The sequence below is a fragment of the Citrobacter sp. Cm046 genome (assembly GCF_030333065.1).
Taxonomy (GTDB): domain Bacteria; phylum Pseudomonadota; class Gammaproteobacteria; order Enterobacterales; family Enterobacteriaceae; genus Citrobacter; species Citrobacter murliniae.
Window position 1 is genome coordinate 65,586 of sequence record NZ_JAOWGP010000046.1, and the last position, 25,179, is coordinate 90,764.

22 protein-coding genes and 1 tRNA gene are annotated in these 25,179 nt (G+C 50.9%); 12 read left to right on the forward strand and 11 right to left on the reverse strand.

Going from position 1 to position 25,179, the window contains the following annotated elements:
- Window positions 1-193: 193 nt before the first annotated feature.
- From wrbA to OGX98_RS21580, 4 genes are all read right to left on the reverse strand, one after another.
- Window positions 194-838 (reverse strand): NAD(P)H:quinone oxidoreductase, encoded by a 645-nt coding sequence (gene wrbA / locus OGX98_RS21565; RefSeq protein WP_003029838.1) that lies wholly within the window; start codon window positions 836-838, stop codon window positions 194-196.
- Between the two features lie 66 nt (window positions 839-904).
- On the reverse strand, window positions 905-2,710 hold the full coding sequence (locus tag OGX98_RS21570; protein ID WP_058684983.1) for a glycoside hydrolase family 15 protein: 1,806 nt from the start codon (window positions 2,708-2,710) through the stop codon (window positions 905-907).
- Between the two features lie 123 nt (window positions 2,711-2,833).
- A complete protein-coding gene (locus tag OGX98_RS21575) occupies window positions 2,834-3,496 on the reverse strand; it encodes a TetR/AcrR family transcriptional regulator (RefSeq protein ID WP_003029842.1) in 663 nt (220 codons plus the stop codon).
- A 351-nt stretch (window positions 3,497-3,847) separates the two neighbouring features.
- Complete coding sequence (locus OGX98_RS21580; protein WP_003029844.1) at window positions 3,848-4,528, reverse strand: TetR/AcrR family transcriptional regulator; 681 nt, start codon at window positions 4,526-4,528, stop codon at window positions 3,848-3,850.
- 276 nt (window positions 4,529-4,804) lie between these two features.
- Here OGX98_RS21580 and OGX98_RS21585 point away from each other — a divergent pair, with 276 nt between their 5' ends.
- The 10 genes from OGX98_RS21585 to OGX98_RS21630 all read left to right on the forward strand — a co-directional run bounded on the left by OGX98_RS21585 (window position 4,805) and on the right by OGX98_RS21630 (window position 16,379).
- Window positions 4,805-6,217, forward strand: a complete 1,413-nt coding sequence (locus tag OGX98_RS21585) for an efflux transporter outer membrane subunit (protein ID WP_058684984.1) — start codon at window positions 4,805-4,807, stop codon at window positions 6,215-6,217.
- Window positions 6,217-7,416 carry an HlyD family secretion protein gene (locus OGX98_RS21590; protein WP_058684985.1) on the forward strand — a complete coding sequence of 400 codons (1,200 nt, stop codon included), beginning with the start codon at window positions 6,217-6,219 and terminating at the stop codon, window positions 7,414-7,416. Before OGX98_RS21585 ends, OGX98_RS21590 begins: the two co-directional genes overlap by 1 nt.
- 3 nt (window positions 7,417-7,419) lie before the next feature.
- On the forward strand, window positions 7,420-8,952 hold the full coding sequence (locus tag OGX98_RS21595) for a DHA2 family efflux MFS transporter permease subunit (protein WP_058684986.1): 1,533 nt from the start codon (window positions 7,420-7,422) through the stop codon (window positions 8,950-8,952).
- Window positions 8,953-9,054: 102 nt separating this feature from the next.
- Entirely contained in the window at window positions 9,055-9,996 is a 942-nt protein-coding gene (cyoA, locus tag OGX98_RS21600; protein WP_058684987.1) for a ubiquinol oxidase subunit II, read from the forward strand.
- A complete protein-coding gene (gene cyoB, locus OGX98_RS21605; RefSeq protein WP_053216416.1) occupies window positions 9,987-11,984 on the forward strand; it encodes a cytochrome o ubiquinol oxidase subunit I in 1,998 nt (665 codons plus the stop codon). Before cyoA ends, cyoB begins: the two co-directional genes overlap by 10 nt.
- The gene (gene cyoC / locus OGX98_RS21610; protein WP_058684988.1) at window positions 11,974-12,591 is read left to right on the forward strand and encodes a cytochrome o ubiquinol oxidase subunit III; all 618 of its coding nucleotides are present in this window, start codon (window positions 11,974-11,976) and stop codon (window positions 12,589-12,591) included. Before cyoB ends, cyoC begins: the two co-directional genes overlap by 11 nt.
- Window positions 12,588-12,911, forward strand: coding sequence for a cytochrome o ubiquinol oxidase subunit IV (gene cyoD, locus OGX98_RS21615; RefSeq protein ID WP_058684989.1), 324 nt, complete (start codon window positions 12,588-12,590; stop codon window positions 12,909-12,911). Before cyoC ends, cyoD begins: the two co-directional genes overlap by 4 nt.
- A 54-nt stretch (window positions 12,912-12,965) precedes the next feature.
- Window positions 12,966-13,352, forward strand: coding sequence for a helix-turn-helix domain-containing protein (locus tag OGX98_RS21620; RefSeq protein WP_058684990.1), 387 nt, complete (start codon window positions 12,966-12,968; stop codon window positions 13,350-13,352).
- A 337-nt stretch (window positions 13,353-13,689) separates the two neighbouring features.
- On the forward strand, window positions 13,690-15,345 hold the full coding sequence (locus tag OGX98_RS21625; protein WP_058684991.1) for a TraI domain-containing protein: 1,656 nt from the start codon (window positions 13,690-13,692) through the stop codon (window positions 15,343-15,345).
- A gap of 56 nt (window positions 15,346-15,401) precedes the next feature.
- Window positions 15,402-16,379, forward strand: a complete 978-nt coding sequence (locus tag OGX98_RS21630) for a tyrosine-type recombinase/integrase (RefSeq protein ID WP_003025439.1) — start codon at window positions 15,402-15,404, stop codon at window positions 16,377-16,379.
- A gap of 210 nt (window positions 16,380-16,589) precedes the next feature.
- Here OGX98_RS21630 and OGX98_RS21635 read toward each other — a convergent pair.
- From OGX98_RS21635 to aspA, 6 genes are all read right to left on the reverse strand, one after another.
- Window positions 16,590-16,665: transfer RNA gene (locus tag OGX98_RS21635), tRNA-Phe, on the reverse strand.
- A gap of 203 nt (window positions 16,666-16,868) precedes the next feature.
- On the reverse strand, window positions 16,869-17,444 hold the full coding sequence (locus OGX98_RS21640) for a transcriptional regulator (protein ID WP_286595910.1): 576 nt from the start codon (window positions 17,442-17,444) through the stop codon (window positions 16,869-16,871).
- Window positions 17,445-17,479: 35 nt separating this feature from the next.
- Complete coding sequence (locus OGX98_RS21645; RefSeq protein WP_286595911.1) at window positions 17,480-19,183, reverse strand: protein-disulfide reductase DsbD; 1,704 nt, start codon at window positions 19,181-19,183, stop codon at window positions 17,480-17,482.
- Complete coding sequence (gene cutA, locus OGX98_RS21650; protein ID WP_045438833.1) at window positions 19,159-19,506, reverse strand: divalent cation tolerance protein CutA; 348 nt, start codon at window positions 19,504-19,506, stop codon at window positions 19,159-19,161. Before cutA ends, OGX98_RS21645 begins: the two co-directional genes overlap by 25 nt.
- A gap of 128 nt (window positions 19,507-19,634) precedes the next feature.
- Window positions 19,635-20,936, reverse strand: a complete 1,302-nt coding sequence (locus tag OGX98_RS21655) for an anaerobic C4-dicarboxylate transporter (RefSeq protein ID WP_045438837.1) — start codon at window positions 20,934-20,936, stop codon at window positions 19,635-19,637.
- A gap of 115 nt (window positions 20,937-21,051) precedes the next feature.
- Entirely contained in the window at window positions 21,052-22,488 is a 1,437-nt protein-coding gene (aspA, locus tag OGX98_RS21660; protein WP_040232935.1) for an aspartate ammonia-lyase, read from the reverse strand.
- Between the two features lie 337 nt (window positions 22,489-22,825).
- Here aspA and OGX98_RS21665 point away from each other — a divergent pair, with 337 nt between their 5' ends.
- Entirely contained in the window at window positions 22,826-23,305 is a 480-nt protein-coding gene (locus tag OGX98_RS21665; protein WP_045438843.1) for an FxsA family protein, read from the forward strand.
- Window positions 23,306-23,337: 32 nt separating this feature from the next.
- Here OGX98_RS21665 and yjeH read toward each other — a convergent pair whose 3' ends face one another.
- A complete protein-coding gene (gene yjeH / locus OGX98_RS21670) occupies window positions 23,338-24,585 on the reverse strand; it encodes an L-methionine/branched-chain amino acid transporter (RefSeq protein WP_286595912.1) in 1,248 nt (415 codons plus the stop codon).
- A gap of 278 nt (window positions 24,586-24,863) precedes the next feature.
- Here yjeH and OGX98_RS21675 point away from each other — a divergent pair, with 278 nt between their 5' ends.
- Entirely contained in the window at window positions 24,864-25,157 is a 294-nt protein-coding gene (locus OGX98_RS21675) for a co-chaperone GroES (protein ID WP_000027827.1), read from the forward strand.
- Window positions 25,158-25,179 lie beyond the last annotated feature (22 nt).

Consider the following 25,179-nt stretch of genomic DNA (forward strand, 5'->3'; position numbering starts at 1 on the left):
TATTGACTCAGTTACATACTGATTTGTCAGGGAGTGTATCCCATGACAGATATTTCCTGTTTTTACCCCGGATGAGCGGCTGCCTCATTCGGCCCCCGCCCGTGTCCCGGGAAATACTAAAAGCCGTTATACTTAATTCAGGATGGTGACTCTGTTTTTTCCCGGTGAACGAACCGGTACTGAAATGCCGCAACTAAATATCATCGTCGGGTCGTACCTTGCCATTATCCAAAAGGTTCAGAAAAGCCTTTCCCGAAGTTAAGGCATGTGCCACCTTTGCAATATGTGCTCCCTGGTAGCGGGCACCATCAAGTTCATTTTCAGAGGGATACCGGGAACCATCTGAACCGGTAACGGACGTTGCTCCGTACGGAGAACCTCCCGCGACTTCTTTCATTTCAAGAAGGCCTTCATAAGAATAGGGGAGGCCCACAATGATAAAACCATGGTGCATCATTGAAGTGAGGATTGAAAATATAGTGGATTCCGAACCACCGTGCTGGCTGGCCGTACAGGTAAAGGCCCCTCCAACTTTGCCGATTAGCTTGCCTTCCTTCCATAACCGGGTGGTCTGATCCAGAAAATTGGCTACCTGGGCGCATAAACGTCCAAAGCGGGTGGGACTGCCAATAATAATTGCGTCATATTCAACAAGCTCATCAGGAGTGGCTTCTTCTGTATCCGTATGCCTGTGCTCAGAGGCGTTTTCCCCTGCTAAGTCTGGAACCCGCTTCAGTGTGACTTCCGCGCCTGTCGAATCCGCGCCTTCAAAGACTGCCTTTGCCAGCGCCTCAGTATGTCCGCCCGCTGAATAGTAGAGAATGAGTACTTTTGTCATGTTGCTCTCCTTATGAGCCATTAAGCATGATATCCGGTGAACGTTTGTATTAATCTTTTACCTGGTTCATCGTTCAGAAGCCCGCTGTGCTACCGGATGTTTAATTTCCCCTGCCCGTGCCAGCGCAAATGCCGAATTAACCAGGGCCACATGGCTGAACGCCTGTGGAAAATTCCCAAGCTGGCGTTTTGCGGAGGGATCATATTCCTCTGCCAGCAGCCCCACGTCGTTACTAAGAGAAATAAGTCGCTCAAACAGGGATTCTGCTTTTTTCAGGTTACCCTGCAGAATGTAGTTATCAACCAGCCAGAAACTACAGGCAAGAAAGACGCCTTCATGGCCGGGTAAACCGTCAACGTTGGTGCCAGTTTCGTACCGCAACACAAGACCGTCCTTCATCAACCGTCGTTCTATTTCAGAAACCGTATTACGTACCCGTTCGTCATCAGCGGGAAGGAATCCCACAACAGGTATAAGTAGCAGGCTGGCGTCAAGGTGCTCGCTGCCGTAAGCCTGTACAAAACAGCCGCGTTCCTGGTCAACAGCGTTTTCACAAACGTTGCGATGTATTTCGTCGGCAATACGCCGGTATTTCTGGCGAGTAACAGGGTCCGCACTGTATTGCTCATCGGTTGCCGCACGGTCGAAAGCCACCCATGTCATCACCCTGGAATGGGTGAAATGCTGTGGTTCACCACGGATTTCCCATATACCTGCATCCGGATCAGACCAGGTTTTTTCAAGATGCTCAAGCAAGGCCGTACGCAACTCAAATCCACGCGAAAGGGGGAGTAATCCACTCCGGGAGGCCACTGACATGGCGTTAAAAAGCTCACCGTAAATATCAAGCTGAAGCTGCTCCGCGGCCTGGTTACCGATGCGTACCGGCACAGAGCCTTCGTAGCCGGAAAGCCAGGGGACTGTCCACTCTTCCAGTCGTTTTTCACCCGCGACGCCGTACATTATCTGGATCTGAGCAGGATCTCCTGCAGCCGCACGCAACAGCCAGGCACGCCATGCATCAGCCTCTTCCTCATAACCTGCGGTCAGTAAAGCCGACAGGGTAAATGTCGCATCCCGAAGCCAGCAATACCGGTAATCCCAGTTACGGCTGCTGCCGATACATTCAGGTAAAGACGTGGTCGGTGCCGCGATGATCCCGCCTGTCGGAACATAAGTCAGGCCCTTCAGGGTAATCAGTGAGCGTCGTACAATCTCCGTCCATCGGCCTGCCTCCTCACACCGCCCGGACCATCCTTTCCACCAGGCTTTTGTTCGCTGAAACAGCCGCTCCGGCTCAATGGTGGTCGGGGGAGGAAGATGCGACGGGCCGTGGCTGAGAATGAAAATGAATTTATCGCCCTTGTGAACATCGAATGTTGCAGTGACCTTTTCATCCGTAATGTCAGTCGCAAGTTCTGAGCGAAGGACGAGAAGATCGGGGCCGGAAATCATCGTCGTGGTTCTGTCATCCGTCTTTCTGATCCAGGGGGCAGTCAGGCCATAATCGAAACGGACAAGTAACTCTGATTCCAGTGAAACGGAACCCTCTGAGCAGGTGATCATCCGCACAATGTGGCTGTTTTCTTGTTCGACGGGCATAAAATCTGTCAGTTCTACCGCCCCGTCTTCAGTCTGAAACCGGGTCCGGAGAATGAGACTGCCATCAAGATAAGTCCGGCTGGCTGTATAACGGGTATTAACCGGTGCTATACGCCACCGGCCATTACCGGACGTACCGACAATACCGGCAAAACAGGCCATCGAATCAAACCGGGGCAGACACAGCCAGTCTATTGAACCGGTCAGGGAGACAAGAGCAGCAGTTCTGCAGTCGCCTATCATGGCGTATTCTTCGATTTTCGCTGCCATATTATTTCTCCGTCTCATGTAAGTGCTTTCTCATGGTTTTCCCACTGGTGCTGGCGTAAAGTGCCGGTTGTCTCCGGAGGTGACAAACTCAATCCGGACAGACCGTCCCCGGCTAAAGAGGGGTCATGTTAGCTGTCCCCGGGAGCTGCTGTTCACGGATTGATAAGAAATCCCTCTGAGGAATATCTGAACGGCAGATACGACGTGTTTTTCCGCCTCAGCCTCCGAGGGCACCGGCCTGAGACCCAGAACGACACTTAAGTGCAGGTTATCTCTCAACATGCCGATGAAGTGGCTGGCTACCGTGACTGGATCATCAACCTCAACCTCATTGTGTGATGCAGCTTCATTAATTACTTCAGAAAGACGAATGGCGGCGTGGGCGGGGCCCTGCTCGTAAAAGACACGGGTTAACTCAGGAAAACGCGCGCCCTCAGCCATGATTGCCCGGAAGATCCCCAGCAGCGCGGGTGAAAAATAAATATCCATCAGACGACGACCAAATGTCAGTAACTGCTGTTCAATCGTTTTTCCCGGGCTTTCATCCTGCTCCTCAAGTGCCGACAGCGCATAACGGGCATGGCGGGAAACAAGTGCAGTAAACAATCCTTCCTTGTTACCAAATTCAGCGTAAATGCTCCGCTTGGATCCCCCGACCCTTGCGACAATCGCATCAACACTCGTGGCTGCGTAACCCCTTTCGAAAAACACATCGGCTGCAGCCAGTAAGATAGCCTCTCTGCGTTGAGCCGATGTAGTGAGTCTGACTGTTTCTGTCATGCTCATAGCCTACCCTCTTAATGATTGTACGGTACGGTACATTACCATCAGCATAGTCAGGATTTGTGTTAAGAGGCAAGTCAGATTGTTGCTAAATAAAAACCGGGAAAATGCCCGATTACAGGCAGACACAGAAACGCTATTTAATACAGCAAAATATATGATTCTGGTTTTGCCTCATGCCCGGTACAAATGACACAAAACCAGTCAGAAAAGTCGACGAGGCGGGATGTCGGGCCTGCATTCACAGGAAGGGGGGAGGGATGCATGAAAAAATCAATATGAATACAGCATCCTTACATATCAATCAGTCAACACAGTGGCCTCTGATAGTGATGATAATATTACGGAATTAACTCATTTCCCGGCTTTACAGAAAGCGAGCAAAAACGCTGATACCGCATCTTTTGCCCAGAAGTCACGCTGGGCTGCGGATGCCAGGGAGGCCGGATGCATCAGACACTGCATTTGTGGCTCTCCCCTGACCATATTCACAAAGAGAGAGGCTGCAGAAGCGCATCCGATACCACCAAGAAATATTTCTCCTTTTAACTCTGCATCCTTTAAGACATCGGCAACAATATTGTTCATTCTGTCAGGGCCCGCCAGATAAAAGCGTCGTCCTAATTCCGGAAATCGCGGGGCTTCAGAGGCAACAACACGATAAAGTGCCAGGCCATCTTCTGAAAGCACAATATCCAGATAGAGTCTGGCGAGTTTACCCAGCTTATCAGCAATATCTTTCCCTGAGATTTTGACGTCGTGCACCGTCTGAAGAAACCGTTCGCATTGCTGTTCAACCACCGCAGTAAACAATGCTTCCTTGTTGGGGTAATACGCATAAACGGTTGATTTGGAAACCCCGGCAGCCTGCTGGATCATATCTGTTGTCGCGGCCGAGTAGCCTCGTGCCAGAAATATCGATTTCGCCCCCGCAAGGACCTTCTGCGCTTTCGCTGATACAGCAGGAGTACCTTCAGAAGGCAGGTTTTTATTGTTGTTTTTTGCTTCCCTGGAAGCTCTGTCTGAAACCGGCATCAGTTCTACCTTCATCTACGTTTTGAATAACGGTTAAACATAAAAATGATATGTAATCAAACCGCTCTGATTTGCTTATTGTTCACAGATTCACGTGCAATGGCAAGGCCTGTGAATTTAATCTTGACTGTACCGAACTGATCGGTTTACTTTGTTCGCCATAAATCAGGCTAAACAGGGCAGGCAGGTATGAGGGGTGTGTCAGGTTACCGTGTTGCGCACAGGACGGAGACAGGAAGGTACCGTCCACATTATCTGAAGGGATGTGTTATCTCCGTGCTCAGTCTTGCCCTGGGGGCGTGTGCGGCGATCCCCGATCTGGGCACTGCGCCTCAGCCGGAACAGGCTGCGGCGCTGGTTTCACAACGCAGCTTTTCCGGTCCGCATGCTGACTGGCCGCAGGAAAAGTGGTGGACGGCCTTCGGTGATACGCAGCTTAACGAGCTGATGAGTGAAGCCACCGCGCATTCACCTTCTCTGGCACAGGCGGAAGCACGGGTGCGTGAAGCCACAGCCAGAACGGGCGTCGCCCGGTCCCGGTTATACCCGTCACTGGATGCCAGCGCGTCCATTAATAAAGAGAAGCTCAGCTACAACTACATCTACCCTAAAACAGCCGTGCCGCACGGATGGAACGATATGGGACAGACCAGCCTCAACTTTAGCTGGGAACTGGATTTCTGGGGTAAAAACCGGGATGCACTGCGTGCCGCGATATCCGAAGCCAGTGCCGCTGAGGCTGATGCCGCCGCCGCGAAACTGATGCTGACGACGATGCTGGCGGATGCCTATATCCGGCTGCAGTACCAGTATGACAGCCGGGACATTGCCGCGCGCCAGCTGCGTAACCGGACGGACACCGTCAGGCTGGTTCAGTTACGCCATGCTCAGGGACTCGATTCCAGAGTGTCCGTGGAAGAGAGTGCTGCCAGGCTGGATGCTGCCAGAGCGGCGCTGGCTGAAGCCAGCGAGCAAATCAAACTAACCCAGAACAGCATCGCGGCTTTACTGGGCCGGGGGCCGGACAGAGGGCTGGATATCCTGAGACCCCGGTTGCAGATGCGACGTCCGGTCGGGTTACCCGATGAGCTGAGCGCAAACCTGCTCGGGCGCAATCCGGAAGTGGTGGCCGCCCGGTGGCGGGTTGAAGCCGCCGCCAGAAACATTGGTGTCGCCAGAGCGCAGTTTTATCCGGACGTGAACCTGATGGCCTTTGTGGGTTATCAGTCGCTGGGACTGAATAACCTGTTCAGCTCCGGTTCTGATATCGGGAGCGTCGGGCCGGCTATCAGCCTGCCGCTTTTTGAAGGCGGGCGTTTACGCGCTAACTACAAGGGTGCCAGAGCGGAATATGAATACGCGGTGGCGTCATATAACGACGCGCTGACACAGGCATTACGTGAGACCGCCGATGCGACAGGCAGCCTTGCTGCCCTGGTGGACCGGTCAGAAGCGACCGCCTCTGCTCTGTCCCACAGCGAAGAGGCTTATCAGCTGGCAAAAGCCCGGTACTCAGGAGGGCTGGCTGACTATCAGGAAGTCCTCACTTCTGAAGACGGGTTACTCCGGGCACAGCTGGCGAATACCGCCATACATTCACGGGGGTATTCCCTTGATGTGGCCCTTGTCAAAGCCCTTGGTGGCGGATTTGAATCCAGTTCAACATTTGATGCGCAGGTGGAACCGTAATGACTGAAGATAAAGATACGAACGGGCAGCAGGATACGGTTAAGGCTCCGGATAACACGACGGCAAAGAAGGGTAACGGTGACAAAAAAAACCATCGCCGCAAGCTGTTTGCCATATTTGGCGGTGTTCTGATCCTCATCGTCATTGGTTATCTCATCTGGCTGATTTTCTTTGCCGGTAAATCGGTCTCAACGGATAACGCCTATACCGCTGCCGAAGTGGCGGACGTGACGCCTCTGGTCGGCGGACCGGTGAAGAAAGTAAATGTGGTCAACACGCAGCTTGTGCATGCCGGTGATGTACTGGTCGTGCTTGATGATACGGACGCCAGAATTGCGGTGTCACAGGCTGAAGCTGAGCTTGGCAGCGCCCGGCGGAAGGTGATGCAGATTATGGCCAATGACACCGCTCTGGGCGGACAGCTTGATTCGCGTGAAGCGGGCATTCAGAGCGCCGAACATGATGTGGCGAGGGCACGGGCCCGGTTTGATAAGGCCACCCTTGATGAGCGACGTCGCCGGAATCTGGTGAAAGCTGGGGCCGTATCTGAGCAGGATTTTACGGATGCGCAGACAGAATTACGGGAGGCAACGGCCGCGCTGGGAGAAGCGGAAGCCAGTCTGAAAGCTGCTCGCGCTGGCAGTGTCGAAGCGAAAGGGGCCCGGCAGGCGAACGAGGCCCTGTTTCTAAACAGTACCGTTGAAACTAACCCCATTGTGGTGGCAGCCAGAACCCGTCTCGATCAGGCCCGTATAAACCTGGCGCGTATGGTTATCCGGGCCCCGGTGGATGGAGTGGTAACACAGCGCTCAGTGGATATCGGGCAGCATGTTCAGGCCGGAAACCGGCTGATGCGGGTTGTGCCCATCGAGGATATTTATGTTGATGCGAATTTCAAGGAAGGTCAGCTCAGCGACGTCAGACCGGGCCAGAAGGTAGAGCTGACTTCAGACCTGTACGGCAGCGGTGTTGTTTATCACGGCGTGGTTCAGGGATTTGACGGCGGCTCCGGTTCCGCGCTTTCACTGATACCGGCGCAGAATGCCACGGGTAACTGGATTAAGGTCGTGCAGCGACTGCCGGTGCGCGTTCGTCTGGAGCGGGAAGAACTGCGTAAAAATCCTCTGCGCATCGGGCTGTCCATGGAAGTTACGGTGGACCTGACATCGAATGCCAAAGATGACCACACGGAGAAATAAGGTATGTCTGGTTCAGCATTTCCACCTCTGTCCGGATTCAAACTGGTGGTTGCGGCAATCGCGCTCTCGCTCGGGAATTTTATGGTGGTACTCGATACCACCATTGCTAACGTCGCGATGCCCACAATATCCGGTTACCTGGGCGTGTCGACAACAGAAGGAATCTGGATCATCACCGCCTATGCGGTGGCTGAAGCCATCACGGTGCCGCTGACCGGCTGGTTGGCGATGCAGTTCGGTCAGGTGCGCGTATTCCTTTTTTCTGTTGTTGCATTTGTGATTTTTTCTGTCTGCTGCGGTCTTTCCTGGTCACTACCGAGCCTGGCCATTTTCCGTGTACTGCAGGGGCTGGCCGGTGGCCCGCTGATCCCGCTTTCTTCCACGTTGCTGCTTGCAGCCTTCCCGAAGAAACAGGCCAACATTGCCGTTGCGCTCTGGGGAATGATGACGGTGGTGGCGCCCATATTCGGTCCGATACTGGGTGGGCTTATCTCGGATAACTGGAGCTGGCAGTGGGTGTTTTACATCAATATCGGCTTTGGTCTGATCGTGGGGTTCGGGACCTGGTGGGTGCTGAAGGGGAAAGAAACCCATATCAGCCGCTCCCGGCTGGACAGCGTGGGGCTGGGTCTCCTCGTCATCTTTGTGGCGGCTTTTCAGATCATGCTGGATAAAGGACGTGAACTGGACTGGTTTTCCTCGGATATCATTATTGTCTGCGCCATAGTGGCCGCTATCGCCCTGATTTCTCTGGTTATCTGGGAGCTTACTGATGAGCAACCGGTGCTGGACCTGAGCGTGTTCAAATCACGTAACTGGGTGGTATCAACCGTCACGCTCTGCCTGATGTTCGGTATTTTCTTCGGGAATATTGTCCTGACCCCCCTCTGGTTACAGCAGTGGATGGGGTACACGGCTACCTGGGCCGGGTATGCGACGGGGCCCATGGGGATCCTGGCCGTCCTGAGCTCGCCTATTATTGGTCGTCTGCTGCCGAAGGTCGATCCCCGTCTGCTGGTGAGCTATGGCATGGGCGTACTGGCGGTCTCCTTTGTGATGCGTGCCCTGCTGACGTCGCAGGCTGACTTTATGTCGGTTGCTGTTCCCATGTTCGTCCTCGGCGCCGGGGTTCCCGCCTGCCTTATCACGCTCACCTCGCTGGGGGTGTCCGAACTGCCGCCGGAGAAAGTGGCGGCCGGTTCCGGGCTGCAAAACTTCCTGCGTGTTATGTGCATGGCGGTGGGCTCTTCCCTGACCCAGACGTACTGGGAGCATATGACAAAATTCAACCGGGCGGAGCTCGTGACGGCCATCAGTCCGGACGTGCCTGCCACCGTCAGTACCACACTGGGGGCGGCCGGTATTCCGGCAGACACGTCGGCGGCCCTGTTTTCGAGAATGATAGACAGTCAGGCCATCATGCTGGCAACGAACGATTTCTATCAGTCGGCCACCGTTCTGATGCTGGGGTCCATTGGCATTATCTGGCTCATCAAAAAACCGAAGGGGCCGCTTCAGAAGATGTCCGGCCATTAAATGACCGGGAGGATGTCAGCGGGAGTCAGTATGGAAGGCTGGTTCTCCGTAAAAAGATTAAACATACACTCTGGCTGACAGACCGTGAAATGAGGTTGTCAAATGCGACATCATAAATATAAGGCCGTCATGAAATACCTGCCGGTAATAACAGGCGTGTTATTACTGAGTGGTTGTCAGGCGGTGTTACTCGATCCTAAAGGGCAAATTGCCATTGAGCAGCGGGCACTGATAATTACGGCATTCTGCCTGATGTTAGTGGTCGTTATTCCCGTGATCCTGATGGCGGTGATATTTTCCTGGAAATACCGTGCCTCGAATACCGCGGCGAAATATACCCCTGACTGGTCTCATTCCAATAAAGTGGAGGCGGTGGTCTGGACGGTACCCGTCCTGATTATCCTGTTTCTGGCCGTGCTGACATGGAAGTCCACCCATGCGCTGGAGCCATCCAGGCCACTGACCTCTGTGGTGAAACCTGTCGAGATTGAAGTGATTTCCCTGGACTGGAAATGGTTGTTTATTTATCCCCAACAGGGTATTGCAACCGTCAATGAGATTGTATTCCCGGTAAACACCCCCGTGAATTTTCGTATCACGTCCGGTTCCGTGATGAACGGATTTTTTATTCCGGCACTTGGCAGCCAGATTTATGCGATGCCGGGCATGCAGACCCGGCTGCATCTGATCGCCGGTGAGACGGGAACCTTCAACGGCATCTCGTCCAGTTACAGCGGCAGGGGGTTTTCCGGTATGAAATTTAAAGCGACTGCCGTACCGGATAATACCGCGTTTGAACAGTGGATCGCTGATGTGAAGAAATCACCGAATATGCTGCTCGGTCCGGCTGATTTTGAAAAACTGGCTGAGCCTGACGAAAACCACCCGGTTGAGTTCTTCTCCGTCGTCGATCCGACGCTGTTCAGCTACGTGACTCAAAAATTCAAAACATTCAATAAAGGCGCTGGCATATCTGATGACCAGTTCAGGGCCCGGAACAATATCTCTCTTTCAGAGAGCAGGGGAGTTGATTTATGTTTTTAGGAAAACTGACGCTGGATGCCATACCTGAGGACCCGATTGTCAGGGTTACGATTGTTGGTATTCTGGTACTTGGGGCGGCAATCATCGCGGCCATTACGTATTTCGGTAAGTGGAAATATCTCTGGTCCGAATGGCTGACCTCTGTTGACCACAAAAAGCTCGGGATTATGTACATCATTGTCGCGTTTGTGATGTTACTGCGCGGCTTTTCCGATGCGATAATGATGCGCAGCCAGCAGGTCCTGGCCTCATCCGGTGTGGAAGGTGCCGGGTATCTGCCGCCCTGGCACTATGATCAAATTTTTACCGGTCACGGTGTGATCATGATTTTTTTCGTGGCCATGCCTTTCGTTATCGGCCTGATGAATATTGTGGTCCCCCTGCAGATTGGTGCACGTGACGTGGCTTTCCCTTTTCTGAATAACCTGAGTTTCTGGTTAACCGTGGTGGGCGTGGTACTGGTGAATCTCTGCCTGGGAGTGGGGGAGTTTGCGACAACCGGATGGCTGGCGTATCCGCCGCTTTCGGAGTTAGCGTACAGCCCCGGTGTCGGGGTGGATTACTGGATATGGACACTCCAGCTTTCCGGTATCGGGACCACGCTGACCGGCATTAACTTCTTCGTCACCATCCTGAAAATGCGTGCGCCTGGCATGACCATGTTCAAAATGCCGGTGTTTACCTGGGCGTCGTTGTGTACCAACGTGCTGATTATCGCTTCTTTCCCGGTGTTGACCGTCACGCTGACATTGCTGACCCTTGACCGCTATCTGGGTTTCCATTTCTTCACCAATGATATGGGCGGCAATATGATGATGTATGTCAACCTGATTTGGGCGTGGGGTCATCCGGAAGTCTATATTCTGGTGTTGCCGGTTTTCGGGGTCTACTCGGAAGTGGTGGCAACCTTTTCCAGGAAACGTCTGTTCGGTTATACCTCGCTGGTGTGGGCAACGGTCGCCATCACTTTGCTTTCCTTCCTGGTATGGCTGCATCACTTCTTCACCATGGGAGCCGGTGCGAACGTTAACGCCTTCTTCGGGATCATGACGATGATTATCGCTATCCCGACCGGTGTGAAAATCTTCAACTGGTTGTTCACCATGTATCAGGGGCGCATTCAGATGCACTCCGCTATGTTATGGACGGTAGGTTTTATTGTCACCTTTTCTATAGGGGGAATGACCGGCGTCCTGCTGGCCGTGCCGGGAGCTGACTTTGTCCTGCACAACAGCCTGTTCCTGATTGCCCACTTCCATAATGTCATTATCGGCGGGGTGGTGTTCGGCAGTATGGCTGGTGTGACCTACTGGTTCCCGAAAGCGACGGGGTTCACCCTGAATGAAAAATGGAACAAGAGGGCGTTCTGGTTCTGGATCATCGGATTTTATGTGGCGTTTATGCCGCTCTATGTGCTGGGGTTCATGGGGATGACCCGCCGCCTGAGTCAGAATATTGACCCCCAGTTCCATCCCCTGCTGGTCGTGGCAGCCAGCGGTGCTGCGCTGATAGCCTGCGGGATACTGTGCCAGGTCATTATGTTCTGGGTGTCGGTGCGCGACCGCCACGAAAACCGGGATATGACCGGCGACCCGTGGGGCGGACGGACACTGGAGTGGTCCACCTCTTCCCCGCCGCCATTCTATAACTTTGCTGAAGTGCCTTTTGTCCACGAACGTGATGCGTTCTGGGAAATGAAGGAAAGAGGAGAGGCATACAAGCAACCTGCTAACTATGCCGAAATCCATATGCCGAAAAACAGCGGGGCGGGGCTGATTATTGGTCTGCTCTGCATCGGGTTTGGCTTCGGGGCTATCTGGCATATCTGGTGGCTGGCGGGATTGTCATTCCTCGGGATTATCCTGACCTGGGTTATTAAAAGCTTCGATGAAGACGTGGATTATTACGTACCCGTCGCCGAGATAAAAAAAATCGAGGATCAGCACTTTGCAGAAATAAACAAAGCCGGTGTGACATATGGTAAGTGAAGCTCTGGATTCATCCTTCCGCACCCGTGCTCAGCACGGGCATCAGGGTACAGGTGCCAGTAAGGTCTTCGGCTTCTGGATCTACCTGATGAGCGACTGCATTATCTTCGCCACCCTGTTCGCGACTTACGGCGTCATGGTTCATAACATTGCAGATGGTCCGGCAGGTAAGGATATTTTCGAACCTCCGTTTGTCCTGGCGGAAACCGTGCTGCTTCTGCTTAGCTCGATTACCTATGGTTTTGCTGTTATCAGCATGGATAAAGACCGCGAGGGCGGTGTACTTGGATGGCTGACCCTGACATTTCTGTGTGGTCTGGGTTTTATCGGAATGGAAGTCTGGGAGTTCAGTCACCTGACTGCTGAGGGTTTCGGCCCACAGCGCAGTGGCTTCCTGTCAGCGCTATTTACTCTGGTGGGCACCCATGGTCTGCATGTGACATGTGGACTGATCTGGATGCTGATCCTGATGTATCAGGTTGCCCGACGAGGTCTGTCAGGATTCAGTCGCCCCCGTCTGATATGCCTGAGTCTGTTCTGGCATTTCCTCGATGTCATCTGGATTTGCGTGTTCAGTATTGTTTACCTGATGGGAGCAATGCCATGAGACATTCTGCAGACGCACAGGGCGTAGCTTACGGCAATACGATGTCTTATATAACCGGCTTTCTCCTGTCGGTCATTCTGACGGCGATCCCGTTCTGGCTGGTTACGGACAGTGGTGTTTCCGCAGGGATCATCGCAGGCGGGGTCATGACGTGTGCCGTTGTTCAGGTGCTGGTTCATCTGGTGTATTTTCTTCACCTGAATGCTTCTTCTGAAATGCGCTGGAACCTCGTGGCCATTGTCTTTTCCGCTGTCATTATCTTTATCATTATTACCGGGTCGCTGTGGATTATGTGGAATCTCAATCATCAGATGATGTGAACAGGACTTTGGCCTTTCTGTTATTCCTGTCTGCCTCATTGTGGGGGGCTATATATGGACATAAAAAAAATACGGAAGGAAAAGATAAACCGACTTGTAGTGTCTGAAATTATGCAATGGATTGATGAGCACCTGGAGGAGCCGCTCAGGGTAGATGATGTCTCTGCCAGAGCGGGTTATTCGAAATGGCATTTTCAGCGGATGTTCAAGGAGGTGGCAGGAATAAGTCTGGGGAGGTATATAAAACTGAAAAAATTAAGACGTGCATGTTTTTTACTGGAAAATACGGATATCCCCGTTATTGAAGTGTGTCTTATGCTCGGATTTACCAGTCAGCAGGTATTTACGCGGGCGATGAGAAATGAAATTCACAAGACGCCTGGTGCTGTCAGGAGAAATAAATCTGTTCAGAAAGTTATTTCGGATATGAAACCTGGGTAGTTATGAGTTTTGCTGAATAATGGTTTTTATTTTTATGGTTACACAAGGGGAGAGTTATTGATAGTTTTATCATAAATCCCATCTGGACCAAGGGAATATAAGTGTTTAATGAGATTGATGAGCTGGTTGAATGAAGCAGAGCTTTTTTACGCAAATTAATAATCCATAAGTTTGGAAGTCTAAAACGAAGCCGGTAATAAACAAGATTGTGTATCTCCGTGGATGATAGCGCTTAATCTTACAGGGGGGAAAAACTTCTCAGCGTGAATAATTGGTTTTTTATGGTGCAGAACAGGGAGTATCACAACAATGAGCAGCACTACATCAGGAGAAAATCATGCTCAACAGAATCAAAACATTCAGGGCTTTGTTTTCAAAAGAAGAGCCGACAGTAAACTCATTATCTGGTGCGGAGCCTCCCGCTGGATACTACTCACCCCATTGCCCTGACTTGCTAATGGGCAGAACACTGAGAAAACGATGTCTCCAGCAGATATGGGCGAACAACTCTCTGTCCGCTGAAGTGTACCAGCGTCTCTATCTGTTCCCGCTCAGGAATCTTCTGTCGCATGTACAGAACGTGCCTGCTGCCCGGCAAGGACACTGGTCCCTGGCGCACGGTTTTGGTGATTTGACACTGCAGTTTACTAGCTATGCAGTCAGACTTGCAAAGGGTTACATGTTTCCACCAGGTGCAGCCCCGGAGGAACAGGCAGTGCAAAACGTTATGTGGAATGCCGTTATCTACTGGTCAGCACTTTTTTGGCATTTACCTCTGTTGCTCTCTCTGGAAGGAGAATTGGTTAGCGGATTGGGTTGGCAACCAGGTATTGCCGTACCGGATGTGCCTTACCGATTTCGATTTAGGGAAAAAACTCCAGAAGGAGAAGATGCTCTGGCTTTCGCATCGTTAGTCTCGGGACAACTGATGCCCGGGGAAGCGTTTAACTGGCTGGCAGGTAACCAGTCTGCGTTGCAGAACCTTTCTGGTGCGTTGTGGAACCGACATCCAATCATGCCAGTTATGCGTAACCTGCTGAATCAGGCGGCAGAGAAAGTTGGATCACCATTGAATATGGACAATTCAATTACAGTCGAAAGCCTCCGGACCGAAGACCTCAGGATGCAATTACAGGAAAGAACTAATCCCTTAGAAAATTTTAAACTACAGCCATCAGCAGAACGTTCAGGCATGGCAACTTCTGCTGATACATCTTTTATAATACCTTCAATCCAAGGTTTTACATTTGGCACCGGAATTGAAGATACCTCTGAAGCAACGGATTTCCTTCAGAGTGGAGGTACTACAGAGGAGAAAATGTTTTTCAGTGTTGACGAACACAATTCACAGGAGTCCTTTTCAGAAACTGATGAATTATTATCACTTTTTACCCTCTCTACATCACAGGAAAACGTCAAAGAAATAGAGAAAACTATGATGGGTATTACTCCTGCTGTACGACATGGAGTAGGGGGTGTTGAAAGGGATAAGGTAGAAAATATGTCTATTCAGAAAGGTAAAGCCATGACCGCCCAGCAAGATTATAATAATCTTCATAATACAGTTGTTAATAATGGAGATAAAAAAACAGCTTCTATTCCTGTAGACATTACCGTTGCTGACATAGTGGAAGGAGAACTATTTTGGACCTGGTTTCGGGATGGAGTCAGTAGTGGAAAGATCAGTTTTAACAACAAGGAAGATAAAATCCATATTATTTCCGGCCATATATTTTTACCCATTCCTGGGGTTTTTTTTGACTATCTCAAGGCCATTGGTAAACCGGGGGAATACCGGGAAAATCTTCAGGCTTCTTTTGAGCGACTGAATTTACATAAGCGTCGTGATCACAGGCGATTTTATTTTGCTCGGCTTTACGATACACCCGACAAGGCCGGAAAGTTTAAACGAGTGAAAGGCTATCTGTTGAAAAGCAAGGATATATTCAGGAAAACGGTACCCCAGGACAGTCAGTTCCTTTCGTTCTCATGACCGCAGCGTTGTGTTGATATCCGGTGAGTTATTATTACCAAGAGAGGAGTGGAAAAATGAAAGAAAATAACGCTAACTGGCTATGGCAGGAGCTTACGGATGAATATTTTTTCTGTAAATCACTGCGTGAAGATACAGAGTGGAGTTATAATAAAGTTATTCGTGGCTTCAGGAAGCATATTGGGGACAACTGTTCACCTTATAACATAACAACCCGCGATGTGCTTGAATGGCGTAGAAATGTATTAAAGAAACAGGGGCTCTCTGCACATACCTGGAATAATAAAGTTAGCCATATGCGTGCGCTTTATAATTTTGCTATATCTACTCACCTCACAAACTTAAGTAAGAATCCTTTTAATGGTGTTTCAGTTAAACAGGACAGGAAACGCAAGAAGACCCTGACAAAAAATCAAATGACAAAAATTTGGCTTATCATGCAACAGTTCGAGACAGAGCAAGGCTCTAAGACAAAATGTGCTTTGCGCCCTACCTGGTATTGGTTGGCCGTTCTTGATACGCTACGTTATACAGGTATGCGACAGAATCAACTGCTGCATATCCGTCTGAAAGATGTTTCCCTTGAAGATGGCTGGATTGAGCTCAGAGCCGAAGGCAGTAAAACCTATCGGGAGTGGCGAGTCCCCATTGTCAGCCACTTGCGCCCGCGTCTGGAAGAGCTGTTAAAGCGTGCCAAAGACTGTGGCGCTGGAAATAATGATGCATTATTTCATTATGAACGCTTCGTCTCTTCACTAACTGAACGAGATGTTCTTTCAGAAAGGCCTTCCCTACAACCATTACGCTCTTTTTTTCGCAGGCTATCAAAAGAGTGCGGGTTTGATGTTTCTCCCCACCGGTTCAGGCACACCCTTGCCACGACACTGATGAGCTCACCAGAACGGAATCTGCAACTTGTAAAAGGACTTCTGGGACACAGTAATGTGAGCACGACAATGGAATACGTTGATATTAGTATGGATATCGTGAGTCAGGCTCTTGAGAGGGAAATGGCGCTTTACACTGACAAGTGATAAATCTGAGGGGCGATTTTACAATGGTTGACATTTTGTCACGTCATTGTAATTATTTAATGTGATCGAGAAAAGGGAGCCTGGGCCAACAGGCTCCCTTATCGAGAGGGTAAATATTGATGCATGCTGATGTGAGGATCAACATCAACAAGTACCACTCCCGTTAAACGCTCGCCAGGTTTTTCACCTATGACCAGCGGCTTCGAATAGTGGTGCCCGGAGGCGGAATCGAACCACCGACACGGGGATTTTCAATCCCCTGCTCTACCGACTGAGCTATCCGGGCAACGGGGCGCATTAAACCGTATTCACGTCTGCCAGTCAATCAAATTTCAGGAAAAGCTGTTCAACCGCTTAATATTACGGCAATCTGTGCGTTTTTGCCTGAAGTTTGCACAAATCCACCGGTCTGATGCGATTTAAACCGTGTCTGCACTTTTTTCCCAATGCGCAATACCCGTTTATTTCATCGTGGACAGGAATGCACGCTTAAGTCAGCGCACCACCCTGGCGGCATTGGGCGAAGCGCAGGATATCTTCAGCCAGGCGGTGTGCCGTTTCCACGTCCGCATGGCTACGATTGACCAGCATGCGGCTGAGACAGCCTTCCAGCACCAGCTCCATCTGCCTGGCAACCATCGCCGGGTCGTCAACTTCCAGCATAGTCAGCAGTGCGTGGGTAAAGTCATGTGCCGCTTTTTTTTGCTGTCCAGCTAACTGATGGATAGGATGCTCTGGGTCGGGGTAAAACGTACAGGCAGCAATGAACAGGCAGCCTGGATAGCGATTGTTGCTCACGCATTCGGCAAGGGCGTTGTAGCGTGCCAGGAGTTTCTGCTCAGCACTCAGGGTATCATCCAGCAGAAGCTGACGTCGCCAGATATCCACTCGTTGACTGAGGTAACGTAGCGCGTCATACAAAATGGCTTCTTTATCGGGCCAAAAACGCTGTAGCTCATCAAGGGGATAATCAATGTGTTCAGCCACCATTTCCAGCGTGGTATTGGCTATACCTTGAACCTCAAGTAATTTCAGGGCTTCTCCCAGGACATCTTCACGTTGCACGGTATTCTCCTCCGTTTTCCTTTTGCAAGTGTTGCTCACGGTTGGTGATTGTGCAAATGCGCACTGAAGGTTGCGGCATCCATAAAGCCGGTAACGCGGGCGTCCGGATGTTCTTTACCCTGCGCATCAAAAAACAAGATCGTTGGCAATCCTAATACCTGTAGATGTTTTAGCAGAGCGATATCCTGCGCACTGTTTGCTGTGACATCTGCTTGCAACAGTACCGTATTGCCTAAGGCTTGTTGAACCTGCGGATTACTGAAGGTGTACTTCTCAAATTCTTTACAGGCAACGCACCAGTCAGCGTACAGATCCAACATGACCGGGCGACCTTTAGCTTGTTCCAGAGCCTGATTTAATTCTTCCACCGATGCTACTTTAGTGAAGTTCAAATGTGTCTGAGTTTGCGCATGTGGAGCACCAAACGTCCAGTCCTGTAACGGACGCACGCTCACCAGAGCGCCAGCTAACAGAATAATTTGGACGATACGCATCCACGTACGCTTCGTCTGTAGACTGGTGATAAATGCCCAGCCAAAGAATGCGACGCCCAGCAGTGACCACAAGCGTATTCCCCACTCGTCGCCGGTAATGCGTTCAAGCAGAAATATGGGGAGCGCAAGGATGACAAACCCAAAAGCTGTTTTAACATGTTCCATCCATGGGCCGCTTTTGGGCAGAAGTCGGTTACCAAATACGGTAATTAGCATCAGGGGTAACCCCATCCCTAGTGCATACAGGTACAACGTGCCGCCTCCCAGCCACATGTTTCCGCTCTGGGCGATGTAAAGCAAAATTGCGCTCAGTGGTGCGGTGGTGCAAGGAGAACAGATCAGCCCTGCAATCGCTCCCATCGCAAGCACGCTTCCGGGAGAGCCGCCTTGCTGGCGATTGCTCATCAGCGTGAGCCGCGTTTGCAGTGAAGAAGGTAGCTGCAGCGTGAACAGACCAAACATCGACAGAGCCAGCAGCGTAAAGATGACGGCAAGGCCAATCAGTACATAAGGATGCTGTAGTGCAGCCTGGAACTGTAGGCCTGCCGCTGCAACGACCAGACCCAGCGCGGTGTAGGTGAGCGCCATTCCCTGCACGTAGATGAAGGTCAGCAGCAGCGCTCTCCCAGTTGATAAGCGTTGCTTCCCACCCAGTACTATGCCGGATATCAGCGGATACATCGGTAGTACGCAAGGCGTAAAGGCGATGCCAATTCCGATCAACAATGCCCACAGGGCGGAAAAGGGAAGCTCGGTCTCTGGCTCTGGCTGTGATTTTTCTTCCGGCAATACCGTGACTGGTGTTGTATCTGTAAGGGCGGCAACTTCGCTTAACGGTATGGTTTTAGTCTCCGGCGGATAGCAAAATCCGGCGTCGGCACAACCCTGATAAGTGACCGTGATTGTAGCGCCAGATGTGGCCTGATTTACCGTAACCGGAATGTTCAACTGCTGGCGGTAAATTTCACTCTTGCCGTAAAACTCATCTTCATGCCAAATACCTGGCGGTAGTTTTACTTCGGCAATACTGGCCTGAGATGGCGTAATGCTTACCTGTTTACGATAGAGATAGTAGCCGTCCTTGACCTGCCAGGAGAGGTTCAGGTCGTGTTGGTTTTGCTGGAAATCAAAAACAAATGCCCGATCGGCAGGGACGAACTGCGAGCGGCCAGGCGAGTCGAATAATCCGGCAAAGGTGGATGTGCTGCACAGCAGCAGGATCAGCGTAAGGATGCGTTGAGCCATGAGCGGTAATCAAAGTCTCCATGAGTGACGGGTAAAACCAGAAGCTCAGGGGTTTGGTACGGGTGATGAGACTTCAGGCAATCGAGAAGGGCTTGCTGATGCGTTACTGCGGTTTTTAAAATCATCTGGACTTCATATTCCTGCTCAAGCTTGCCTTCCCAATAATAGAGGGAGGTCGCGCCAGGCAGAAGTGTTACGCAGGCGGCCAGTTTTTCAGCCAGCACTTTAGCGGCCAGATCCTGGGCTGTTGCTTCGTCCGGGGCGGTGCAGAGCACCACAACGGTATCGGGGATGGGGATATCCTGACTCTTTACATCAAGCATAAACACCTCGAAAGAACAGAGTAACCAGCAAGAGAAGGGTCACTATACAACGGACGAGGGAAGGATGTTAGTTAAAGCGAGGTGAGGGGAAAGAACTGCAGGGCGCTTGCACGCCCTGCAGGTAAAACTTAAAGCATGAAGCTGCCCAGCAAGAAGCCGAAGCAAACCGCCAGAACCACACCCAGAGTACCAGGGATGAAGAACGGATGGTTAAAGACGAATTTACCGATGCGGGTTGTACCGGTGTCATCCATCTGAACCGCAGCAACCAGCGTTGGGTAAGTTGGCAGAATGAACAGGCCAGAAACGGCGGCGAAAGATGCTACAGCCGTCAGCGGAGAAACGTTCAGTGCCAGAGCCATCGGCATCAGTGCTTTAGCCGTTGCTGCCTGAGAGTACAGCAGTGCAGAAGCAAAGAAGAAGATGACGGCCAGCAGCCACGGATGACCCTGAATCACGCTACCTGCAGTATCTTTGATCCAGTCGATGTTGTGAGATACGAAGGTATCACCCAGCCATGCCACACCCAGGATACAAATACAGGCGCTCATACCGGCTTTGAAGGTACTGGAGTTCAGGATGGCGTCAGTTTCAACGCGGCAGATAATCGTGGTCAGCGTCGCGACGCTCAGCATGATGATCAGAATTGCGTTAGTGGTGTTCATCAGCGGTTTAGCGACCAGGCCGAGGCTTGGGCTGTTGACGATGGCATAAACGACTACACAAACTACACCCAGCAGGAACAACCATACGGAGGTCTTCGCACCTGCTTTGATTTCAACTTGTCTTTCGCCGCGCAGTTCGACCAAACCTTCTTCCAGACGTTTACGGTAAACCGGGTCGTCAGACAGTTTGGAGTTGAACAGTGCGGTGATCAGGAAAGACATCACCAGAACCGCCAGCAGGGTGGATGGAATGACCACAGACAGCAGGTGGATGTAGCTGATTCCATGACCTTCCATTACGGAAGACATATAAACCACGGCTGCGGAGATAGGTGATGCGGTAATCGCAATCTGTGCAGAAACCACCGCAGTAGACAGAGGACGGCAAGGTTTGATCCCTTGTTCCTTCGCCACTTCAGCGATAACCGGCAGCGTTGCCAGAGAGATGTTGCCTGTACCAGCAAAGATAGTCAGGAAATAGGTCACGATAGGAGCAAGGATCGTGATGTATTTCGGGTTTTTGCGCAGCAGTTTTTCAGTCTGATGAACCAGATAGTCCAGACCACCGGCAATCTGCATGGCTGAAATGGCTGCGATAACCGCCATGATAATGGAAATAACGTCGAACGGAATTGTACCCGGTTTTACGCCGATAGCGGCGAGAACCAGAACACCCAGCCCACCTGCGAATCCAATACCGATACCCCCAAGTCTGGCACCCAAAAAGATTGCCAGCAAAACGATGATAAGTTCTAAAACTATCATATTAGCCTTCCTTGTTGTTTAACAAGTTGATATTAAATTGTTGTTTTTAAGTAACTTCGAGTAAGAAAAAAGGCACGTCATCATGACGTGCCTTCTCTGGTACTACCCTACACGATTACTGTTCGCTTTCATCAGTATAACGTTTTGCTTTATAAGCAGGGTGCATCAGGTTTTGTGCAGAGAAGATATCGTCCAGTTCTGCTTCGGTCAACAGGCCGCGCTCCAGGACAACTTCACGTACGCTCTTACCTGTTTCGGCACAAATTTTACCGACGATGTCGCCGTTGTGGTGACCGATGAACGGGTTGAGGTAGGTGACGATACCGATGGAGTTGTATACGAATGCTTCACACACTTCTTTGTTAGCGGTGATGCCGCTAACGCATTTTTCCAGCAGGTTGTAGCAAGCGTTGCTCAGAATATGGATTGATTCGAACATTGCCTGGCCGATTACCGGTTCCATTACGTTCAGCTGCAGCTGACCTGCTTCAGACGCCATGGTGACGGTGACATCGTTACCGATGACTTTAAAGCATACCTGGTTTACGACTTCCGGAACAACCGGGTTCACTTTTGCCGGCATGATGGAAGAGCCAGCCTGCAATTCCGGCAGGTTGATCTCGTTCAGACCAGCACGTGGGCCAGAGGAGAGCAAACGCAGGTCGTTACAGATTTTGGACATCTTCACAGCCAGACGTTTCAGTGCACTATGCACCATAACGTATGCGCCGCAGTCGGAGGTTGCTTCAATCAGGTCTTCAGCCGGAACGCAGGCAAAACCAGTAACTTCAGCCAGTTTTTGCACTGCCAGCGGAGAGTACTCTTTCGGTGTGTTCAGACCAGTACCGATTGCTGTTGCGCCGAGGTTAACTTCCAGCAGCAGCTCTGCGGTACGACCAATGTTTTTCACTTCTTCTTTCAGCAGTACGCTGAAAGCACGGAATTCCTGACCGAGGGTCATCGGTACAGCATCCTGCAACTGGGTACGGCCCATTTTCAGGATGTCCTGGAATTCAACGGCTTTTTGTTCGAAGCCTTCGCGCAACTGGTTCAGAGCATCAATCAGTTTGATGATAGATGCGTAAACAGCGATACGGAAACCGGTCGGATAAGCGTCGTTGGTGGACTGACATTTGTTCACGTGGTCGTTCGGGTTCAGGTACTGATATTCACCTTTCTGGTGACCCATCAGTTCCAGACCGATATTGGCCAGCACTTCGTTGGTATTCATGTTGACGGAGGTACCCGCACCGCCCTGGTAAACGTCTACCGGGAACTGATCCATGCATTTTCCGTTATTCAGGACTTCATCACACGCCGCGATAATGGCATTTGCCACACTCTTAGGAATGGTTTGCAGCTCTTTGTTGGCCAGGGCCGCTGCCTTTTTAACCATTACCATACCGCGAACAAATTCAGGAATATCACTGATTTTGTTATTGCTAATGTAGAAGTTTTCAATCGCTCTCAGAGTATGAACACCGTAGTAGGCGTCCGCTGGAACTTCCCTGGTACCCAACAAATCTTCTTCGATACGAATGTTGTTTAACATGTGAACCTTCTTTTTCAAGCTGCCAATGATTTTACTAAACACACAGGATATATGTGATTTCGATTGTTTCTCGACCGACGATTATCCCCTGCATCGGTCTGATACCCGAGATCATATGCTGCTTCAGGATTTCTACCGTAATCTGGATCACTTAAAGTGTGGAATTTACCCCTTATTTATTATTATGTGAAATAGATCACCCCTTTAGGATTAATACCAAATATAAGTGTACAAACAGCTTGAAATTTTGCTAACGACCTCAACATCTGACTAATGCGAGTCGCACAACCATTCAGACAGGCGTTGCGAAAACGGCTGTTATTTACAGGAGAGTCCTTTGCGCTGGATACCATTACTTGCCATCTTTCTTTATGTTTACATTGAGATTTCTATCTTTATCCAGGTCGCCCATGTGTTAGGCGTTCTGATGACCCTGCTCCTGGTTATCTTCACTTCGGTCATCGGGATGTCGCTGGTACGCAACCAAGGGTTCAAGAATTTTCTGCTGATGCAGCAAAAGATGGCGGCAGGTGAAAGCCCCGCTGCAGAAATGATTAAAAGCGTGTCGCTGATTATTGCTGGCTTGCTGCTGGTGCTTCCTGGCTTCTTCACCGACTTCCTTGGTCTTCTTCTTTTATTACCTCCTGTACAGAAGCATCTGACCATGAAGCTCCTGCCGCACCTGCGTTTTTCTCGTATGCCTGGTGGCGGTTTTGGCGCCGGAACCGGCGGTGGTGAGACGTTTGACGGGGAATTTCAACGCAAAGACGACGATCGCAACCGCCTTGACCATAAAGACGATGATCGTCGGGATTAACTCTCTGAAATGATCGCCCGGTAGCGCTAAGCTTACCGGGCCTCAGCCTGCTTCCGCTTGGGTAAAAACAGCCACAGTGCTGCCAGCATAATCAACGCATACATACTCTTCCAACCGACCATAGCCAGCAACAGCAGGCACAGCAGACAACCAATAACCGCTAAAGCGCGATAGTGTCCTTTCAGTAATCGACATCCTGTCAGCATGCACAGTAGATAGATCATAATAAAGATGCCGTTAGCGTAGACGATTAATGCGTCGAGATTGATTTGCAGCACATAAATGCACAATGTACTGACCACGCAGCAGCCCAACACTGCGTTCAGCGCATTGCGCGGAAGATGACGAGGGGACAGGCGAGCCAGATAGTGGTCCGGTTTATATTGTGCTTGTGACCACACCAGTCTGGCGAAACTCTGAATATAAATATTCAGGCTGGCAAAACAGGCCAGATAACCAATGACACAGGCTACCCACAGAGCTTGCACGCCAAACAGCTGCACGACAATTTCGGGCAGTGAAGCCGCCGCAGCCATCTGCTCACCGTAAGCACCGAAATGGAGTACTACCACCGTACACGCCCAGTAAACGGTACCGGCCAGCAGCAGGCCTGTCATCAGCGCGCGCGGGAAATCTCTCTCGGGGTTTTTGAATTCGGACGCCAGGTGTGCAAACGCTTCAAGGCCGACAAAACACCAGAACATTACCGACAGCGCCGCGAACAATCCGGGAAGTTCAATGTTACTGACAGAAGGGAAGGGGATTTCGCCAGGCCTTAGCTCTCCAGCCCACCAGATAGCGACAATAAGAGCAACAATCAGCCCGGCAATCACCGTTTGCAGGTTAGCGCTGGAGCTGGCACCGCGTGAACCGATGTACCACACCAGGACCAACGTACCGAGTTCTGCCAGCAACAGTTGCCAACCATGCCAGCCAAACATCGCCTGACCGAATCCGGCAGCAATATGGAGTGCAGCAGGGAGGCCAACGGGAATAACCGATAAAAATAGCCAGCCGGTGACGCGTTCCAGACGTGGGCCAAAAGCCATTCCGACGAAATGCGCCACACCACCCGCGCTGGGGAAATGGCGACCGAGTACGGCAAAGACAATGGCGATGGGAAAGACTAAAACGATGAGAACTGGCCATGCCCACAGGCTGTTATTGCCAGCGACTAACGCTGCCAGTGCGGGGACGGCAAATACGCCCGTACCGAGTAATGATGTCGATAACAAGCCGATACCCTGAGCCAGCCCCAGTTCTTGTTTCAGTCCACTCATAATTAGTTATTGTCCGGTTATGCCTGAAAGTCAGGCAACTACGCAGTTTTTCGATGTTATCACAATCGGATTTGCTTATGACGAGATGGCAGAAATCGTTATGAAATGTGAGGTGCGTCGGTGTTTTGACGGGATTTTATCCTGATATAAATTTTTTTTCGCTTGCCCCCTTGAAGGCACAAATTCTCATCCCCATCTCTCTGGGCACTAGCCGGGAAACCGTTTACGGGCCGGCGTCACCCATAACTGATAAAGACTTTCTCAAAGGAGAGCTATCAATGAGTATTCGTCCGTTACATGATCGTGTGATCGTCAAACGTAAAGAAGTTGAATCCAAATCTGCTGGCGGCATCGTACTGACCGGTTCTGCAGCGGGTAAATCAACTCGTGGCGAAATCATCGCTGTCGGTAAGGGTCGCATCCTGGACAACGGTACTGTACAGCCGCTGGACGTAAAAGTCGGCGATATCGTAATTTTCAACGATGGCTACGGTGTTAAATCTGAGAAGATCGACAATGAAGAAGTGTTGATCATGTCTGAAAGCGACATTCTGGCGATTGTTGAAGCTTAATCCGCGAACGACACTGAACATA

Bases quoted from the DNA above. Each gene is read 5' to 3' on its own strand.
- wrbA (WP_003029838.1), bottom strand. From the start codon at position 838: ATGACAAAAGTACTCATTCTCTACTATTCAGCGGGCGGACATACTGAG.
- OGX98_RS21570 (WP_058684983.1), bottom strand. From the start codon at position 2,710: ATGGCAGCGAAAATCGAAGAATACGCCATGATAGGCGACTGCAGAACT.
- OGX98_RS21575 (WP_003029842.1), bottom strand. From the start codon at position 3,496: ATGAGCATGACAGAAACAGTCAGACTCACTACATCGGCTCAACGCAGA.
- OGX98_RS21580 (WP_003029844.1), bottom strand. From the start codon at position 4,528: ATGCCGGTTTCAGACAGAGCTTCCAGGGAAGCAAAAAACAACAATAAA.
- OGX98_RS21590 (WP_058684985.1), top strand. From the start codon at position 6,217: ATGACTGAAGATAAAGATACGAACGGGCAGCAGGATACGGTTAAGGCT.
- OGX98_RS21595 (WP_058684986.1), top strand. From the start codon at position 7,420: ATGTCTGGTTCAGCATTTCCACCTCTGTCCGGATTCAAACTGGTGGTT.
- cyoA (WP_058684987.1), top strand. From the start codon at position 9,055: ATGCGACATCATAAATATAAGGCCGTCATGAAATACCTGCCGGTAATA.
- cyoB (WP_053216416.1), top strand. From the start codon at position 9,987: ATGTTTTTAGGAAAACTGACGCTGGATGCCATACCTGAGGACCCGATT.
- cyoC (WP_058684988.1), top strand. From the start codon at position 11,974: ATGGTAAGTGAAGCTCTGGATTCATCCTTCCGCACCCGTGCTCAGCAC.
- cyoD (WP_058684989.1), top strand. From the start codon at position 12,588: ATGAGACATTCTGCAGACGCACAGGGCGTAGCTTACGGCAATACGATG.
- OGX98_RS21620 (WP_058684990.1), top strand. From the start codon at position 12,966: ATGGACATAAAAAAAATACGGAAGGAAAAGATAAACCGACTTGTAGTG.
- OGX98_RS21625 (WP_058684991.1), top strand. From the start codon at position 13,690: ATGCTCAACAGAATCAAAACATTCAGGGCTTTGTTTTCAAAAGAAGAG.
- OGX98_RS21630 (WP_003025439.1), top strand. From the start codon at position 15,402: ATGAAAGAAAATAACGCTAACTGGCTATGGCAGGAGCTTACGGATGAA.
- OGX98_RS21645 (WP_286595911.1), bottom strand. From the start codon at position 19,183: ATGGCTCAACGCATCCTTACGCTGATCCTGCTGCTGTGCAGCACATCC.
- cutA (WP_045438833.1), bottom strand. From the start codon at position 19,506: ATGCTTGATGTAAAGAGTCAGGATATCCCCATCCCCGATACCGTTGTG.
- OGX98_RS21655 (WP_045438837.1), bottom strand. From the start codon at position 20,936: ATGATAGTTTTAGAACTTATCATCGTTTTGCTGGCAATCTTTTTGGGT.
- aspA (WP_040232935.1), bottom strand. From the start codon at position 22,488: ATGTTAAACAACATTCGTATCGAAGAAGATTTGTTGGGTACCAGGGAA.
- yjeH (WP_286595912.1), bottom strand. From the start codon at position 24,585: ATGAGTGGACTGAAACAAGAACTGGGGCTGGCTCAGGGTATCGGCTTG.
- OGX98_RS21675 (WP_000027827.1), top strand. From the start codon at position 24,864: ATGAGTATTCGTCCGTTACATGATCGTGTGATCGTCAAACGTAAAGAA.